This window comes from Clavibacter rahimiani, from assembly GCF_052654495.1.
In genome coordinates this window covers 375575-392082 of the sequence record NZ_CP199790.1, presented here as the reverse complement: position 1 = coordinate 392082, position 16508 = coordinate 375575, and the positions used below count along the sequence as shown (strand labels likewise).

The following is a 16508-nucleotide window of genomic DNA, read 5'->3' as shown; positions in this document are numbered from 1 at the left end:
CCGCCCACCGGCGACACCCGCGAGGTCGCCGCTACTTCGGCTGCTCGATGCCGAGCGCGTTGCCGTCGGGGTCGGTGATCCACGCGGACCACATCCCGGCGTGGTCGGCGATGCCGTCGACGGTCTTCAGCTCGTCGGTGTCGTAGTCCTCCGGCTCGACTCCGCGCTCCTTGAGCTGGTCGAGCTCAGCGCGCAGGTCCTGGACCTTCCACGAGGCCTTCGTCTGCTCGTCCTTCGAGCCGATCGTGCTCGTCGTGACCGTGAGGTCGGTGCCGCCGGACCGGTAGGTGATCGCCGACTCGGACTCCTCGGCGACCTCCAGTCCGAGCGCCTCGGCGTAGAAGCGGCGTGATGCGGCCATGTCCTGCGTGAGCAGGACGACGCCGACGGGGTGCTCTCCGAGCATGGTGTCCTCGCGTTCCCGCCGCCCGGGTGGCGGCTCCCCTCGAACGTACGCGCGGGTGGGGGTGGTGACTGCACCGGGGCGGATCCGCGGTGCGGATGAGCGCGCTGACACCGCCCCCGACGGGGGGTGGTGACGGGCACGTCCGTCAGGAGTAGACCGGTGTCCCGACCGGCATCCCGCCGGTCCGAGCATCGGAGCACCCCATGCCATCCGTCCGCCGACGCGGTCTCGTCGGCCTCATCGCCCTGGTCCTGATCACCGCCGCCCAGGCCGGCCCCGCCTCCCCCGCGTCCGCGGCGTCCGCGGACGCATCCCCGCCCACGGCCGACGCCGGCTCCCCCTCCGCCTCCGCCGACCAGCCGCTCACCACCACCGTGGTCGGCCGCGTCTACCTCGACCGCGTGGATCCCCGGAACCTCGTCCGCACGGGCGAGGTCTCGCTCGAGTTCGCGGACATCCCGTTCGGCGAGAGCGTCGACATCGTGGACGGCGCCTTCCGATTCGAGTCGCAGCGCGCCGCGCGGTACACGCTGCGCGCCTGGGTCACACTCGGCGGGGTCCCGGTCTCCCAGTACCTCGGCCAGGTGAACGAGTGGCGGGACGCCCGCTTCTTCACCGCCCCGGCCGACCGGACCACCCGCGTGGACATCGTCCTGCGCACCCCGGCGAGCATCGGCGGCACACTCACCCTGCCGGGCGGCGCCCCCGCGGTGCTCGCGCCCGTGGACGTCCACCGGGCCACCGGCGACGGCCGGCTGGAGGCGTCCGGGTTCACGGACGCCGCCGGCCGATACGACCTCGGTGGGCTCGAGCCCGGCTTCTACGTGGTGCGGTTCGGCACCCCGAACGACGCGCCGCGCCAGTACGTCGCCGAGTGGTCGGGCGACACGACGCGACGGGCGCTCGCCGAGCGCATCGTCGTCACGAGGTGGGGCCAGGTGGTCACGGGCGTCGACGCGATGCTCGCGGCCGCCCCTTGACGGCATTTCCCCGCCAGCAGGATCATGGCGCATGGCTGCTGTGGAGCACTTCGAGATCCCCGCCGACGACATGGCGCGCGCGAGCGCGTTCTACTCCGCCGTCTTCGGCTTCCGCTACGAGCCGTGGGGGGAGGACGCGGGCATGATCATCACCGGCTCGGACGACGGGATCAACGGCGACCTGCACCAGCGCGCGGACGTGCCGCACCCCACCATCGTGATCACGGTCGACTCCATCGAGGAGACGGTCGCGCAGGTGGAGGAGCACGGCGGATCCGCGATGGGCGGGATCCAGATGCTCAACGAGACGGACCGCTGGGCCTACGTGCGCGACAGCGAGGGCAACGCGATCGGCCTGTTCGACCACGGGCCGGCCGCCGCCGCCGCAGGCGACCCCGCGGGCACGACCCCCGTCTAGCGGAGGCCGCGCCTGCGGGCCGTCCCGCTACGCGTTGTCGTCGCCGTTGTCGATCGCCGTCTGCCGGTCCGGGTCCGCGAACGGCAGCCCCTGCGCGCCCGACACGTCGGCCATGTCCTCGCCGAACTGCCGCGTGTGCACGCGGTGCGCGATGCGCTCGTCGTCCATCCGCTGCGAGAGCGCCGCGTAGGTGGTCTCGAGGTGCGGCACGCGGCGGATCACGTCCATCACGAGCCGGAACCGGTCGAGGTCGTTGAGCATCAGCATGTCGAACGGCGTGGTCGTGCCGCCCTGCTCCACGAACCCGCGCACGTGGATGTTGGCGTGGTTCGTCCGCCGGTAGGTGAGGCGGTGGATGAGCGACGGGTAGCCGTGGAACGCGAACACGACCGGCTTGTCGCGCGTGAAGAGCGCGTCGAAGGAGCCGTCGTCGAGGCCGTGCGGGTGCTGCGTCGAGTCCTGCAGCCGCATCAGGTCGACCACGTTGATGAAGCGCACGCGCAGCTGCGGGATCTCCCGCTTGAGGATCTGCACCGCCGCCATCGCCTCCACGGTCGGGATGTCGCCCGCGCAGGCGACGACGACGTCGGGCTCCAGCCCCGGCACCTCGGTGCCCGCCCACTCCCAGACGCCCACGCCGCGCGCCCCGTGGGCCCGCGCCTCCTCCAGCGAGAGCAGGCTCGCGGTCGGCTGCTTGCCGGCCACGACCACGTTGATCAGGTCGGTGCCGCGCAGGCAGTGGTCCATGGTCACGAGGAGCGAGTTCGCGTCGAACGGCAGGTACACGCGCACGATCTCAGCCCGCTTGTTCACGACGTGGTCGAGGAAGCCGGGGTCCTGGTGCGAGAAGCCGTTGTGGTCCTGCCGCCACACGTGCGAGGACAGCAGGTACGTGAACGAGGCGACCGGCCGGCGCCACTCCACCTTCGAGCTCGACTCGAGCCACTTCGCGTACTGGTTGAACATGGAGTCGACCACGTGGATGAACGCCTCGTACGAGGTGAAGAGCCCGTGCCGCCCGGTGAGCAGGTAGGCCTCGAGGAGCCCCTGCGTGAGGTTCTCGTTGAGGATCTCGATGACGCGGCCCTGGTGCGCCAGGTGCTCGTCCACCGGCAGCACCTCGCCCTGCCACGCCTTCGCGGTGACCTCGTAGACGTCGTCGAGCCGGTTGGACGCGGTCTCGTCGGGGCCGAAGATCCGGAAGTCGAGCGGGTTGCGGGCGATCACGTCGCGGAGCCAGCCGCCGAGCACGCGCGTCGGCTCGGCGATGACGCCGCGGCCCTCGCTCAGGTCGATCGCGTTGACCTCGAGCGGCGGCAGCGCGAGGTCGCGGCGCAGCAGGCCGCCGTTCGCGTGCGGGTTGGCGCTCATCCGCCGGTCGCCCGCGGGGCGGTTCGGCTGCAGCGCGGGCGTCGGCCGGCCGTCGCGGTCGAAGAGCTCATGCGGGCGGTAGCTCTCGAGCCACTCCTGGAGCTGGCGGAGGTGGTCCTCGTCGTCGCGGACGCCGGAGAGCGGCACCTGGTGCGCGCGCCACGTGCCCTCGACCTGCTTGCCGTCGACCTCCTTCGGGCCGGTCCAGCCCTTGGGGGTGCGGAGGATCAGCATCGGCCAGGCCGGGCGCTCCTCGCTGCCGCCGGTACGGGCGGCCAGCTGGATCCGCGTGATGTCGTCGAGCGCGTCGCCGAGCGCGATCGCGAACCGCTCGTGCACGGCGCGGTGGTCCTCGCCGTCGAACCCGCCGGACACGATGCGCGGCGCGTAGCCGTAGCCCGTGAACAGGGCGAGCAGCTCCTCCTCGGGGATGCGCGCGAGCACCGTGGGGTTCGCGATCTTCCAGCCGTTGAGGTTGAGGATCGGCAGGACGGCGCCGTCGGTCTCCGGGTCGAGGAACTTGTTGAGGTGCCAGCTGGAGGCGAGGGTCGCGGTCTCCGCCTCGCCGTCCCCGATCACGCAGGACACGACGAGGTCGGGGTTGTCGAGCGCCGCGCCGTACGCGTGCACGAGCGAGTAGCCGAGCTCGCCGCCCTCGTTGATGGATCCGGGGGTCTCGGGCGCCGCGTGGGACGGCACGCCGCCCGGGAACGAGAACTGGCGGAACAGGTGGCGCATGCCGTCGCGGTCGGGCGTCGCGGCGGAGAAGAGCTCCGAGTAGGTGCCGTCGAGGTAGGCGTTCGCGACCATGCCGGGGCCGCCGTGGCCGGGGCCGGCGATGTAGATCATGTCGAGGTCGCGCTCGATGATGACCCGGTTGAGGTGCGCGTAGACGAAGTTGAGCAGCGGCGTCGTGCCCCAGTGTCCGAGGAGGCGCGGCTTGATGTCGTCGCGCGTGAGCGGGCGCTCGAGCAGCGGGTCGTCGAGCAGGTAGATCTGCCCGACGGAGAGGTAGTTGGCGGCGCGCCACCAGCCGTCGACGACGTCGAGGTAGAGGGGCGCGGCGGGGTCTCGGGGTGCGGTGTCGGAGGCCATGCGTCAGCCTACGGCCGGGGGTCGGCGGGTGTCCCGGGCGGGCGGGATCCGATCAGGGGGATCGCAGGTCGGGGCGTCTCCGGGCGCCTGCCCGGTAACCCCTCGGCCCCCTCGGGCGCAACCCCCGCGGCGCTCCGGCGGGACCGTCCTAGCGTGGCGAGGACAGGGCGCACGGACGCCCGGCACCGACGCATCCGCCCGTCCGGGTCGGCCACCGCGGTGCGATGACGAGGTCCGGGAGGATCCCATGAGCCCCACGCTCGACATGCTCCGCAGCTCGCCCGCCGACCGCGGCGAGCTCGACCTGGAGCTCCTGGCGGCGTGCATCGACGCGTGCGCCGCCTGCGCGACCGCGTGCTCCGCCTGCGCCGCGGCCTGCCTCTCCGAGGACGGCGTCACGGAGCTCGCGTCCTGCATCGTCGCCGACCTGGACTCCGCGGAGATCTGCACGGCGACGCTCGACACGCTCACCCGGCACACGCCCGACCGCCTGGACATCACGCGCCTCGCACTCGAGCTGTGCCGCGTGGCGACCGGGCGCTGCGGTGACGAGTGCGCCCACCACGGCGACATGCACGAGCACTGCCGGATCTGCGCGGAGGAGTGCCGCCGGTGCGAGGCCGCGTGCGCCGCCCTGCTCGCGGCGCTCTGACGGACGCGCGAGGCCCCGCGTGATCCCCCGCCTCCCCGGCCCCGACAGCTCGCTCCGCTTCCTCCGCGACGGCTACCGCTTCGTCTCGCGCGGCACCGACGCGGTGGGGGCCGACGCCTTCCGCACGCGCCTCGCCGGTCGGCCGGTGACCTGCATCCGCGGCCGCGAGGCGTCCCGCCTCTTCTACGAGGGCGACCGCTTCGGCCGGGCCGGCGCCATGCCCGTCTCGGTGATGCACCTGCTGCAGGACGAGGGCAGCGTCCAGGCGATGAGCGGCCACGGCCACCACGTCCGGAAGGCGATGTTCCTCGGCATGATGCTGCCGGAGGGGATCGAGCGCGTCCGCCGCGCCTTCGACGACGAGTGGCGCGCGGGCGTCGCGCGCTGGTCGCGGGTGCCCGAGGTGCGGCTGCACGACGAGCTCGTCGAGGTGCTCATGCGCACCGCGTGCCGCTGGGTCGGGATCCCCGTGGACGACGACGAGGTCCGGCGGATCGGCGGCGACATCGCCGACATGGTCGAACGCGCCGCGTCGATCGGCCCCGTGAACTGGGCGGCCCGGGCCCGGCGCATGCGCGCGGAGCGCTGGGCGCGCGACGTGGTGCGACGCGCCCGCGACGGCCGCCTGCCGGTCGCCGCCGGATCGCCGCTGCAGGACCTCGTGACGCACGCCGACGCCGACGGCTCACCGCTCACGGTCGAGGTCGCCGGCGTGGAGCTGCTCAACCTGATCCGCCCCACCGTCGCCGTGGCGCGCTTCATCGACTTCGCGCTGCACGCTCTGCACGCGCACCCGCGCTGGGCCCGGGCGTTCGCCGCCGGCGACGAGTCGGACCTCCGCGGCTTCGTGCAGGAGGTGCGCCGCTTCTACCCGTTCTTCCCCGTGATCGCCGGCACGGTGCGGCAGCCCTTCGACGGCCTCGGCGGATCCTTCGCACCCGGCGACTGGGTGATGCTCGACCTCTTCGGCACCAACCGCGACCCGCGCCTCTGGCACGACCCGGAGTCCTTCGACCCGACGCGCTTCCGCGACTGGGACGGCGACCCGAACACGCTGATCCCGCAGGGCGGCGGCGACGCGGCGTCCGGCCACCGCTGCCCGGGCGAGGACATCACGATCGCGCTGGTAGAGGAGGCCGTGCGGCTCGCGACGCGGGAGACCGACATGACCCTGCCGCCGCAGGACCTGCGCATCTCCCTCCGGCAGTTCCCGGCGCTGCCGAGGAGCCGGGTGCGCGTCGCGGTCCACGGGCTGCGGGCGGGCTGACGACGGCGGCGCCGCCTCCCGAGGGAGACGGCGCCGCGGCGTGGTGCGGGAGGAGCGGATCAGGCCGTCTTGGTCGGCCCGTAGAACGCCTCGATGTCGGCGAGCTCGCGCTCGGCCGTCTCCTGGACGAGGGCCAGCAGGTCCTTGTCGAGACCCGGCGCGAACTCCTCGAGCCGCTCGGGCGCGATGGTCGACGGGAAGCCCTGGGGCGCCTGCTCGGTCGCGGTGAGCGTGGTGCCGTCGTTCGAGGGCGATGCGCCCTGGAAGATGCGGCCGGCCTCGCTCTTGCCGTCGAGGTCGAAGCTGTACTGCTTGCTCTGCAGGCCGAGGTCGAGGAGCTTCTTGACCTCGGGGAACTGCTCCGCGTTGGTCTTCGGGATCGGCAGGAGCTTGCCCCAGTCGACGCCGAGCGTCTCGAGCGCCTTCGCGTACGCGTTCTCGTGCGCCTGGTCGCGGACGATGAGGTACGCGACGGTCGCACGGGCGACGGGGTTGTCGGTCATCTCGTAGATGCGGCACTTCTGCAGGCGGCCGGTCGACTCGAGCATGACGTTGTAGAGCAGGTCGAGCGGGAGGTTGCCGGAGTTGTAGACGTAGCTGCCGCTCCACGGGTTGCCGGCGGAGTCGACGGGCAGCGCGCCCTGGGCGCCCACGAGGTGGTGGTGGATGTTGCCGTGGTCGAGCGCGATGCTCAACGGCGTCGCGCCGCCCTTGCCGGGGGTGTCCAGCGGGTCGGTGAGCTTGCCGCTGTACTCGGGCGAGCCGTCGAGCAGGCGCGAGATGGTCGTGCCGATGAGCTCGACGTGGCTGATCTCCTCGGTGCCGACGCCCTGGATCAGGTCGCGGTACGGCTTGGCGGCGGCGCCACGGAAGTTCATCGCCTGGAAGAGGTACTGCATCATGGTGCGCATCTCGCCGAACTGGCCGCCGAGGCCCTCCTGCAGCGCGTTGGCGGCGGCGGGGTCGGGCTCGCCGTCGGCGATCTCGTTGATCCAGGTCTGTGCGTGGAAGTACATAGGTGCTCCTATTTCTCCGTGCGGCGGGATCGCCGTCTCCCTCACCCTGCTCCGACGCGTGCCGATGGGCGGCGGCGGCCGGGTGGTTGCCAGGTAGCCACCACATCGGCCGTCCGCCGCCATCGGGAGGCAGCAGCGAGGAGCGAGGTCCGGAGGTCAGCGCTCCCGTCTCTCCTGCAGGAGCTCCTTCGTCCGGACGAGCCGGAGCGCCGTGACGAGCAGCAGCCCGCCGAGCATGTTGAACAGGAGCGTGTACCCGAACCAGCCGAGCCACTGCCCGTACGTGATGTCGGCGCCGGACTGGATCGCCCCGAAGATCAGGAGCGAGTCGAGGATGGAGTGGAACAGCTGCAGCCCCGCGAGGAGCAGGCCGCCGGCCACCGCCGCGACGATCTTCGCGGGATCCGAGTCGGTGCCCTGCTGCATGCGCGTCATCAGCGTGATGGTGCTGCCGCCGAGCACCGCCAGCACCACCGCCTGCAGGCCGAAGGGCATGTCGATGAAGTGGTGGGCCGACTCGTCGAGGGTCGCGTGCCACTCGGGGAACGCCTGCACGACGAGCCACATGAACAGCCACCCGCCGGCGAGGTTGGCCACGAGCGTGCCGCCCCACAGCCGGGCCAGGTGGCCGACGCCCGCCTCCTTCGCGGCGAGCGCGGCGACCGGCATGAGGAAGTTCTCCGTGAAGAGCTCGGAGTGCGCGAGGAGCAGGGCGATGAACCCGATGCCGAACGCGAGCCCCGCGAGCAGGTGACTGCCCGTCTCCGTGAGCACCGCGAGCATCGCCATGATCCCGAGGCCCACCTCGAGCCCGCCGAAGAAGCCGGTGACGAGCACGGTGCGGAACGTGCGGTGCAGCCGCTCGGCGCCCTCCTCGACCGTCGCGTCGAAGGACTCCCGCAGCTCGTCCTCGACCGGGGCGTCCCCCTCGCCGAGCTCCCGGCGCCGTGCCTCGCTCACGCGCGGGCTCCCTCGGCGGATGGGCGCGACGCGGCGCGCGGCGGGGCGCCGGCGGCGTCGCCGGCGATGTCGGGCGATGCGGTCGCGGGGGCCGTGCGGGCCATGCGTCCCCTCCCGGATCGATCCCGACGCGCCACCCTGACGGCCCGGGACGGCGACCCTGCCTGCGATGCAACTCGCGGACGGCGGGTCGCGTCCGACCCTTGACAACGGCCGCACCGGGCCGACGCGCACGGGCGCGGGCGGCGACGCGCTCGCGGCGGGACGCGGATCCGCCCCGGTAGGGTGTGGCCAGCATGGGAGATCCGACCGGCCCGCGACCCGGCGGGCGCAACGTCCGTCGCCGCCTCGGAGGATGCCGGATGGGACCCGGCGGGCGCGACGTCCGTCGCCGCCTCGGAGGATGCCGGATGGAGTGCGGGTGAGCGTCAGGAGCGGCGGCGAGCGGCTCGGCCTCCGCGAGGTCGCGGAGCGCGCGGGCGTCTCCCACATGACCGTGTCGCGCGTGCTCAACGGGCACCCGCAGGTCAAGGAGTCCACGCGGCAGCGCGTGCTCGAGGTCGTCGCCGAGCTCGACTTCCGGCCGAACAGCGCGGCCCGCGAGCTGGTGACGCAGCGGGCGCTCCGGATCGGCGTGCTGATCGAGAGCGCGGTGGAGTTCGGGCCGTCGAGCATCCTGCGCGCGATCGAGCGGTCGGCGCGCGACGGCGGCTACTCGGTCGCGTCGTTCGCGCTGCGGGACGACGAGGACGCGACGCCCGAGGAGGCCGTGCGCCACCTCACGGGCCAGGGCATCGACGCGCTGTGCGTGGTCGCGCCGCGCTCGTCGTCGGTGGCGGTGCTGCGCACCATCACCACCGGCCTGCCGACGCTCGTGGTGAAGGCGGAGAAGGATCCCGCGTTCCTCACGGTCTCGGTCGACCAGTCCGCGGGGACCCGCCTCGCCGTCGACCACCTCGCCTCCCTCGGTCACCGCGACGTGCTGCACGTCTCCGGCCCGCTCGACTGGCTCGACGCCCGGGCCCGGGAGCGCGCCTTCCACAGCCGCACCCGGGCGTGGGGCATGCGCGAGCGGCCCATCGTGATCGGCGACTGGTCGAGCGACTTCGGCTACGACTTCGCGAAGGGGCTCACGGGCGTGCCCGAGTACACGGCCGTGTTCGTGGCCAACGACGAGATGGCGCTCGGCGTGATCCACGGGCTGCACGACCGCGGGATCCGCGTTCCGCAAGACCTGAGCGTCGTCGGCTTCGACGACCTCCCCGTCTCGCGCCACTTCCTCCCGCCGCTCACCACGGTGCGGCAGGACTTCCCGGCGCTCGGCGCGCTCGTGGTCGACGTGCTCATCGCCGCGATCGAGGGGCGCGAGATCCCGCAGAGCAGCCGGCTGCCCGCCGAGCTCGTCGTGCGCGACTCGAGCGCCGCGGCGCGCGCCGTCGACTGAGGCGGCCCGCCCGCCGGATCCGCCGCCCGCCCTCGCCGCCCCGACGCCCGGCCGCTACAGTCGTGCACGTCGGGCACCGCCCGGCACGTGGCCTCGACGGCCCGGAACCCGAGGAGCACCAGGTGCGTCACGCACGGGGATCGACGACGATCCGCCCGACCGGCCCGACGGTCGCGGACGAGCGGACACCGGCGCGCCCGACCGCCCGCCCGCGGCACGCCGGCGCATCGGCCGGGCCGACCGTGCGCATGACGGGCATCACCGTCGCCTTCCCGAACGGCGTCGCGCTCGACCGCGTCGACCTCGACCTCCACCCCGGCGAGGTGCACGCGCTCCTCGGCGAGAACGGCGCGGGCAAGTCCACGCTCATCAAGGCGCTGCTCGGCGTGCACCGGATCCAGGCGGGCGAGATCCTCGTCGACGGCGAGCCCGTGCGGCTCGGCGGGCCGGCGGACGCGCGCGCCCTGGGGATCCAGGCGGCGTTCCAGGAGTCGCACCTGGTCGAGAACCTCAGCGTCGGCGAGAACGTGATGCTCGGCCACGAGGCGCGCGGCCGCCTCGGCATCTCCTGGCGCGCCACGCACGCGCGCGCCGCCGCGATGCTCGCGGAGCTCGGCCTCGGCGACCTGGATCCCCGCGACCGCCTGGCCGACCTCTCCCCCGCCAGCCGCCAGCTCGTCTCCATCGCCCGCGCCATGGTCGACCGGCCGCGCGTGCTGGTGCTCGATGAGCCCACCTCGAGCCTCGACGCCGACGACGTGGCGCGCCTGTTCCAGGTGATCCGGCGCCTCCGCGACCAGGGCGTCGCGATCCTGTTCGTCTCGCACTTCCTCGAGCAGGTGCTGGCCCTCAGCGACCGCATGACCGTGCTCCGCGGCGGCGTGAAGGAGGGCGACTACCTGCCGCACGAGATCGACCGCGCCGAGATCATCGCCCGCATGATCGGCACGGACGTCGCGCACCTCAAGCGCATCGGGTCGGAGCGTCGGGCGCACCGCGCGGACCCGGTCGGGCCGCCGCTCTACCGCGCCGCGGGCGTGGGGCGCCGGGGGATGCTGCGGCCCGTGGACCTGGAGCTGCACCCGGGCGAGGTCGTGGGCATCGCGGGGCTCCGCGGATCCGGCCGCACCGAGCTCGCGCGCCTGCTCGCCGGTGCCGACCGGGCGGACGGCGGCGTGGTCACGCTCGGCGGACGCGACGTCGTGATCGACCGGCCGGCGGACGCCCTGCGGAACCGCGTCGCGCTGTCGGCGGAGGACCGCGGGGCCGAGGGCCTCATCGGCGAGCTGAGCGTGCGGGAGAACATCGTGCTCGCGCTGCAGGCGCTGCGCGGCTGGGCGCACCCGCTGTCGCGCGCCGAGCGGCAGGATCTCGTGGAGCGCCACATCGAGCACTTCGGCATCACGCCGGCGGACCCCTCGACGCCGGCGGGCGAGCTGTCCGGCGGCAACCAGCAGAAGGTGCTGCTCGCGCGCTGGCTCGCGATCCGGCCGCGCGTGCTGATCCTCGACGAGCCCACGCGCGGCGTCGACATCCGGGCGAAGGTGGACATTCAGGCGCACATCGCGCAGCTCGCGCTCGAGGGCGTCGCGGTCGTGTTCATCTCCTCGGCGTTCGACGAGCTCGTGCGCGTGAGCGACCGGATCGTGGTGCTGAAGGACCGGGAGAAGATCGGCGAGCTGAGCAACGGCCCCGGCGTCACCGTGGACACCATCGTCGAGCTCATCGCGGCGCCGGCCGACGAGGAGGACGAGGACGACTTCCCGCTGCCGGAGCTGCCGGCGCTGCCGGCGCGCCCGTCCGCGCCGCGCCTGCCGGACCCCGCTGCGCACGCCTGATCCCGTCCGGTGCCTTCCCCGAGCCCGTGCGGATGTTCCCGGTAACAGGACCCTTGTGCCGACGGAACTGTTACCGGTAACATCCCGAGCACGCAGCAGCACCCCGCGCATCCGCATCACCACAGGCCCGTCGAGGGCCGAGCGGGACGCCCGCGTCCCGTCATCTCAAGGAGGAGATACATGTCCACGAAGAGGCGCATCGCCACCATCGCCGCCGCCGGGGCCATCGCCCTCGGCCTCGCGGCCTGCTCGAGCAACTCGGGCACCGGATCCACCGCAGGCGGCGCCGCGGAGGGCGGCGGCGAGACGGCCACCGTCGGCTTCGTCGCGGTCGGCCCCGAGGGCGCCTGGCGCCAGGCCAACGAGAAGAACATCCAGGACACCTTCACGAAGGAGGCCGGGTTCGACCTCAAGTACGCGCCGGCCACCAACAACGACCAGAAGTCGCAGATCGACGCGTTCACGTCGTTCGTCGACGAGGGCGTCGACGTGATCCTGCTCTCGGCCACCGAGGGATCCGGCTGGGAGGACTCGCTCGAGCGCGCCAAGGAGGCCGAGATCCCCGTGGTCCTCATCGACCGCGGCATCGAGCCCGACGACGACTCGCTCTACGCGACCCGCATCGCGCCCGACAACATCGCCGTGAGCGGGTCCGTCGCCGAGTGGGCGAAGACCGCGCTGCCCGAGGGCGGCAAGTACTTCACGCTCGAGGGTCCCGCGGGCGTCTCGGTCGTCAACGAGCGCAACGAGGGCTGGGACGAGGTCATCGGCGCCGACGCCGCGTTCACCGAGGTCGGCGCGCAGACCGCGAACTGGTCGACCGAGGAGGCCAAGAGCGTCTTCGAGACCGTGCTCAAGTCGAACGCGAACGACGTGCAGATGGTCTTCGCGCAGAACGACGAGATGGGCCTCGGCGCCGTCCAGGCCGTCGAGGAGGCGGGCCTCACGCCCGGTGAGGACGTGAAGATCGCGACCATCGACGGCACGAAGGGCGCGCTCCAGGCCCTCGCCGACGGCAAGCTCAGCTTCGTCGCCGAGTACAACCCGCTGTTCGGCGACACCGCGCTCGAGGCCGTCCAGGCGCTCCTCGACGGCGAGAGCGTCGAGTCGTCGATCGTCGTCCCGTCGGACACGTTCGACTCCCCCGAGAAGGCCGCCACCGCGCTGCCCGACCGGAAGTTCTAGCCCGCCCGCACGGCCACACCCGGCGGCGGGGCGGACCATCCGCCCCGCCGCCCCCACCGCCCGGCGACGCTGCCGGGGCAGGAACGGAGCACGCGCCATGCAGGCACCCAGCCCGATCGTCGAGATGCAGGGCATCACCATCTCGTTCCCCGGGGTCAAGGCGCTCGACGCCGTGGACCTCCGGCTCTTCCCCGGCGAGGTCCACACCCTCATGGGCGAGAACGGCGCCGGGAAGTCGACGCTCATCAAGGCGCTCACGGGCGTCTACGGGATCGACTCCGGCCGCGTCGTCGTCGACGGGGTCGAGCGCCGGCTCTCCGGCACCGCCGATGCCCAGGCCGCCGGGATCTCCACGGTCTACCAGGAGGTCAACCTCTGCGGGAACCTCACCATCGGCGAGAACGTCATGCTCGGCCACGAGCGCCGCGGCCGGTTCGGCATCGACTGGAAGCGCACGCACGCCGCCGCCTCCGAGGTGCTGGCGCGCGTGGGGCTCGGCCACCTGGATCCGCGCACCCCGCTCTCCTCGCTCAGCCTCGCGCTGCAGCAGCTCGTCGCCATCAGCCGCGCGACCGTCATCGACGCGAAGGTCCTGATCCTCGACGAGCCCACCTCGAGCCTCGACGCCGACGAGGTCGAGGGCCTCTTCCGCGTGATGCGCCGCCTCCGCGACGAGGGCGTCGCCATCCTCTTCGTCTCCCACTTCCTCGACCAGGTCTTCGCGATCAGCGACCGGCTCACCGTGCTCCGCAACGGCAAGCGCGTGGGCGAGCACCTCACGCGCGACATCGACCGGGCCGGCCTCATCGCCGAGATGATCGGCAAGGACCTGCAGAGCCTCCGCTCGCTCGACCGCGAGCGGGCCAGCCGGAAGGTCGCCGACGGCGAGCCCGTGTACCGGGCCACCGGGATCGGCCGCAAGGGCTCGCTCGACGCGACCGACGTCGAGCTCCGCCGCGGCGAGGTCGTCGGCCTCGCCGGGCTCCTCGGCTCCGGCCGCACCGAGCTCGCGCGCCTCCTCTACGGCGTCGACCGGCCCGACACGGGATCCGTGACCATGGACGGCGCGCCCGTCGCCATCTCCTCCCCCGCGAAGGCGCTGAAGCACCGCATCGCGTTCTCCAGCGAGAACCGGCGCGACGAGGGGATCATCCGCGACCTCAGCGTGCGGGAGAACCTCGTGCTCGCCGTGCAGGCGAAGCGCGGCTGGGCCCGGCCGCTGTCCGCCAAGGAGAAGGACCGGATCGTCACGAAGTACCTCACCGAGCTCAACGTGCGGCCCGCCGACCCCGACCGGCCCATCCGGAACCTGTCCGGCGGCAACCAGCAGAAGGTGCTGCTCGGGCGGTGGCTCGCCACGGAGCCCGAGCTGCTGATCCTCGACGAGCCGACCCGCGGGATCGACGTGGGCGCCAAGGCCGAGATCCAGGAGCAGGTCGCGGCCCTCGCCGACACCGGCGTCGCCGTCGTCTTCATCTCCTCGGAGCTCGAGGAGGTGGTGCGGCTCAGCGACCGCATCGTCGTGCTCAAGGACCACCGCAAGATCGCCGAGCTCGTGGCCGGACCCGACGTGACGGCCGAGTCGATCGTCGCCGCCATCGCCGAGGAGGGCGTGTCGGCCGTCGACCTCGACGCCGTGCCCGACCCGGCCGGCGCGCACGCATCCGCATCCGCATCCCTGTCCGCATCCGCCGAGGAGGCCCGCCGATGAGCGGCACGAAGAACGCGTCCGCCCGCCCGCTCGCCGACCTGCTGCACCGGCCCTGGTTCTGGGGATCCGTCGCGATCCTCCTGCTGCTGGCCGTCAACGTGGCCAAGGACCCCGGCTACCTCGCCCTCTCGGTGAACCCGGACACGGGGAACCTCGTCGGCAACCTCGTCGACATCCTCCGGGCCGCCGCGCCCGTGCTCATGATCGCCGTGGGCATGTGCCTCGTGGTCGCCACCGGCGGCATCGACCTGAGCGTCGGGTCGATCATGGTGGTCGCCGGCGCCGTCTCCATGGAGTTCCTGAAGGCCGCCGGCTCCGACTCGCTGGGCGTCGCGCTCGGCGCGATCGGGCTCGCGCTCCTCATCAGCGTGATCCTCGGCGCGGTCAACGGGATGCTCGTCTCCGTCGTGGGGCTGCAGCCGTTCATCAGCACGCTCGTGATCATGCTCGCCGGCCGCGGTCTCGCGAAGGTCATCACCGCGGGCCAGAACACGGCCGCGTCCAACGAGCCCTTCCGCTGGGTCGCGAACGGCTACCTCGTGGGGCTGCCGGTCGTGTTCCTGCTGGCCGTGCTGATCACGATCGGCGTCGCCGTGCTCGTGCGGCGCAGCGCCCTCGGGCTCATGATCGAGGCGATCGGCATGGACCCGCAGGCCGCGCGCCTCGCGGGCCTCGACCGCCGCGCGCTCCTGTTCACGGCCTACATCGCGAGCGGCCTGCTCGCGGGCGTGGCCGGGATCTTCGCGACCGCGAGCGTCATGACGGTCGACGTCTCCCGCACCGGCTACCAGCTGGAGCTCGACGCGATCCTCGCGGTCGTGATCGGCGGCACCTCGCTCGCGGGCGGCAAGTTCCACCTGCTCGGGGCCGCCGTCGGCGCGCTCCTCATCGCGACCCTCGACAAGACGGTCGTGTTCCTCGGCATCTCCTCCTCGGCCACGCCCGCCTTCAAGGCGATCGTGATCGTGGCGCTCTGCCTCCTGCAGTCCCGGCGCGTGCGCGCGCTGTTCACGAGGCGCCGTCCCGCGGCGCCCGCCCCCGTGCCGACCGAGAAGGAGGCCGTGCCCGCATGAGCGCCACGACGATCCGCCCGCCCCTCGCCCCGACGCCCGCTCCGGGTCCCGGTACCGCGCCCCGCGCTCCGCGCCGCCGCATGCGCCTCCGCCTCGACTCGCTGCCGACCGTCGCCGCCCTGGTGATCCTGCTCGCGATGCTGGCCTACGGCGAGATCGCGTACGGCCGCATCCTGCAGGCCGCGACGCTGTCGAACCTGCTGATCAACAACGCGCACGTCATCGTGCTCGCGGTCGGGCTCACGTTCGTGATCCTCACGGGCGGCATCGACCTGTCCGTCGGCGCGATCGTCGCCGTCAGCAGCGTCGCCGGGGTGCTCCTCGCGAACGCGGGGTGGAACCCGTGGGTGGTGATGGTGCTGATGATCCTCATCGGGACGGCCTCGGGCGTGGTCTCGGGCGTGCTGATCCAGTTCTTCGACGTGCAGCCGTTCATCGCGACGCTCGCGATGATGTTCCTCGGCCGCGGCCTGGCCTCCATCCTCAGCACCGTGCCCGAGCGGCTCGACGACGAGTCGCCCCTCCGGTCGCTCGCCACGGACATGAAGGTGGTCGACGGACCGAAGGTCAACGACGTCGTGACGACGCCGGGCGTGCTCATCGCGCTCGTCGTGGTGGCGGTCGCGTTCTTCGTGCTCCACCGCACGCGCCTCGGCCGGACCGTCTACGCGACCGGCGGATCCGAGCAGTCGGCCGCCCTCATGGGCCTGCCCGTGCGCCGCACCAAGCTCGCCGTCTACGTGATCAGCGGCTCGCTCGCGGGCCTCGCGTCGGTCATCTACACGGCCCGCCTCGGCAGCGCGCAGAACATCACCGGCATCGGCTGGGAGCTCGACGCGATCGCGGCGACCGTGATCGGCGGCACCCTCCTCACCGGCGGCGTCGGCTTCGTGCTCGGCTCGGTGGTGGGCGCGCTCGTGCTCGGCCTGATGAACGTGCTCATCACGCGCGACGGCGGCATCCCGCCGGAGGCGACCACGATCATCACGGGCGGGATCCTGCTGGTCTTCGTGCTCCTGCAGCGCGCGGTGATGGCCAGGCGGCGGCGGACGTAGCCCGCGGCCGGGCTTGCAGGTGACGCGGCGTCATGTG

14 protein-coding genes are annotated in these 16508 nt (G+C 72.8%); 10 read left to right on the top strand and 4 right to left on the bottom strand.

The window, feature by feature from the left end; translation table 11 throughout:
• Positions 1 to 31: 31 nt before the first annotated feature.
• Positions 32 to 406, bottom strand: a complete 375-nt coding sequence (locus ACT7CP_RS01915) for a VOC family protein (RefSeq protein ID WP_445443155.1) — start codon at positions 404 to 406, stop codon at positions 32 to 34.
• 203 nt (positions 407 to 609) lie between these two features.
• Between ACT7CP_RS01915 and ACT7CP_RS01910 the strand changes: the two genes are divergently transcribed.
• Both ACT7CP_RS01910 and ACT7CP_RS01905 read left to right on the top strand, forming a co-directional pair.
• Entirely contained in the window at positions 610 to 1386 is a 777-nt protein-coding gene (locus ACT7CP_RS01910; protein ID WP_445443154.1) for a peptidase associated/transthyretin-like domain-containing protein, read from the top strand.
• A gap of 31 nt (positions 1387 to 1417) precedes the next feature.
• Positions 1418 to 1804, top strand: a complete 387-nt coding sequence (locus ACT7CP_RS01905) for a VOC family protein (protein WP_445443153.1) — start codon at positions 1418 to 1420, stop codon at positions 1802 to 1804.
• Positions 1805 to 1831: 27 nt separating this feature from the next.
• On the opposite strand, the gene ACT7CP_RS01900 is transcribed toward ACT7CP_RS01905, so the two are convergent.
• A complete protein-coding gene (locus tag ACT7CP_RS01900; RefSeq protein WP_445443152.1) occupies positions 1832 to 4270 on the bottom strand; it encodes a phosphoketolase family protein in 2439 nt (812 codons plus the stop codon).
• Positions 4271 to 4517: 247 nt separating this feature from the next.
• On the opposite strand from ACT7CP_RS01900, the gene ACT7CP_RS01895 reads away from it, so the two are divergent.
• Complete coding sequence (locus tag ACT7CP_RS01895) at positions 4518 to 4922, top strand: four-helix bundle copper-binding protein (protein WP_445443151.1); 405 nt, start codon at positions 4518 to 4520, stop codon at positions 4920 to 4922.
• A 19-nt stretch (positions 4923 to 4941) separates the two neighbouring features.
• A complete protein-coding gene (locus ACT7CP_RS01890) occupies positions 4942 to 6189 on the top strand; it encodes a cytochrome P450 (protein WP_445443150.1) in 1248 nt (415 codons plus the stop codon).
• 59 nt (positions 6190 to 6248) lie between these two features.
• Here the strand turns inward: ACT7CP_RS01890 and ACT7CP_RS01885 are convergent, their stop codons facing one another.
• A complete protein-coding gene (locus ACT7CP_RS01885; protein WP_445443149.1) occupies positions 6249 to 7205 on the bottom strand; it encodes a manganese catalase family protein in 957 nt (318 codons plus the stop codon).
• Positions 7206 to 7361: 156 nt separating this feature from the next.
• Complete coding sequence (locus tag ACT7CP_RS01880) at positions 7362 to 8165, bottom strand: formate/nitrite transporter family protein (protein ID WP_445443148.1); 804 nt, start codon at positions 8163 to 8165, stop codon at positions 7362 to 7364.
• Positions 8166 to 8586: 421 nt separating this feature from the next.
• On the opposite strand from ACT7CP_RS01880, the gene ACT7CP_RS01875 reads away from it, so the two are divergent.
• The 6 genes from ACT7CP_RS01875 (at position 8587) to ACT7CP_RS01850 (ending at position 16471) form a co-directional block, all read left to right on the top strand.
• Positions 8587 to 9609 carry a LacI family DNA-binding transcriptional regulator gene (locus tag ACT7CP_RS01875; RefSeq protein ID WP_445443147.1) on the top strand — a complete coding sequence of 341 codons (1023 nt, stop codon included), beginning with the start codon at positions 8587 to 8589 and terminating at the stop codon, positions 9607 to 9609.
• A gap of 248 nt (positions 9610 to 9857) precedes the next feature.
• A complete protein-coding gene (locus ACT7CP_RS01870; protein ID WP_445443146.1) occupies positions 9858 to 11447 on the top strand; it encodes a sugar ABC transporter ATP-binding protein in 1590 nt (529 codons plus the stop codon).
• Positions 11448 to 11627: 180 nt separating this feature from the next.
• Positions 11628 to 12632 (top strand): ABC transporter substrate-binding protein, encoded by a 1005-nt coding sequence (locus tag ACT7CP_RS01865; protein WP_445443145.1) that lies wholly within the window; start codon positions 11628 to 11630, stop codon positions 12630 to 12632.
• Between the two features lie 97 nt (positions 12633 to 12729).
• Positions 12730 to 14343, top strand: a complete 1614-nt coding sequence (locus ACT7CP_RS01860) for a sugar ABC transporter ATP-binding protein (RefSeq protein ID WP_445443144.1) — start codon at positions 12730 to 12732, stop codon at positions 14341 to 14343.
• Positions 14340 to 15416 carry an ABC transporter permease gene (locus ACT7CP_RS01855; protein ID WP_413962202.1) on the top strand — a complete coding sequence of 359 codons (1077 nt, stop codon included), beginning with the start codon at positions 14340 to 14342 and terminating at the stop codon, positions 15414 to 15416. Before ACT7CP_RS01860 ends, ACT7CP_RS01855 begins: the two co-directional genes overlap by 4 nt.
• Positions 15413 to 16471 carry an ABC transporter permease gene (locus ACT7CP_RS01850; protein WP_445443143.1) on the top strand — a complete coding sequence of 353 codons (1059 nt, stop codon included), beginning with the start codon at positions 15413 to 15415 and terminating at the stop codon, positions 16469 to 16471. Before ACT7CP_RS01855 ends, ACT7CP_RS01850 begins: the two co-directional genes overlap by 4 nt.
• Positions 16472 to 16508: the final 37 nt, after the last annotated feature.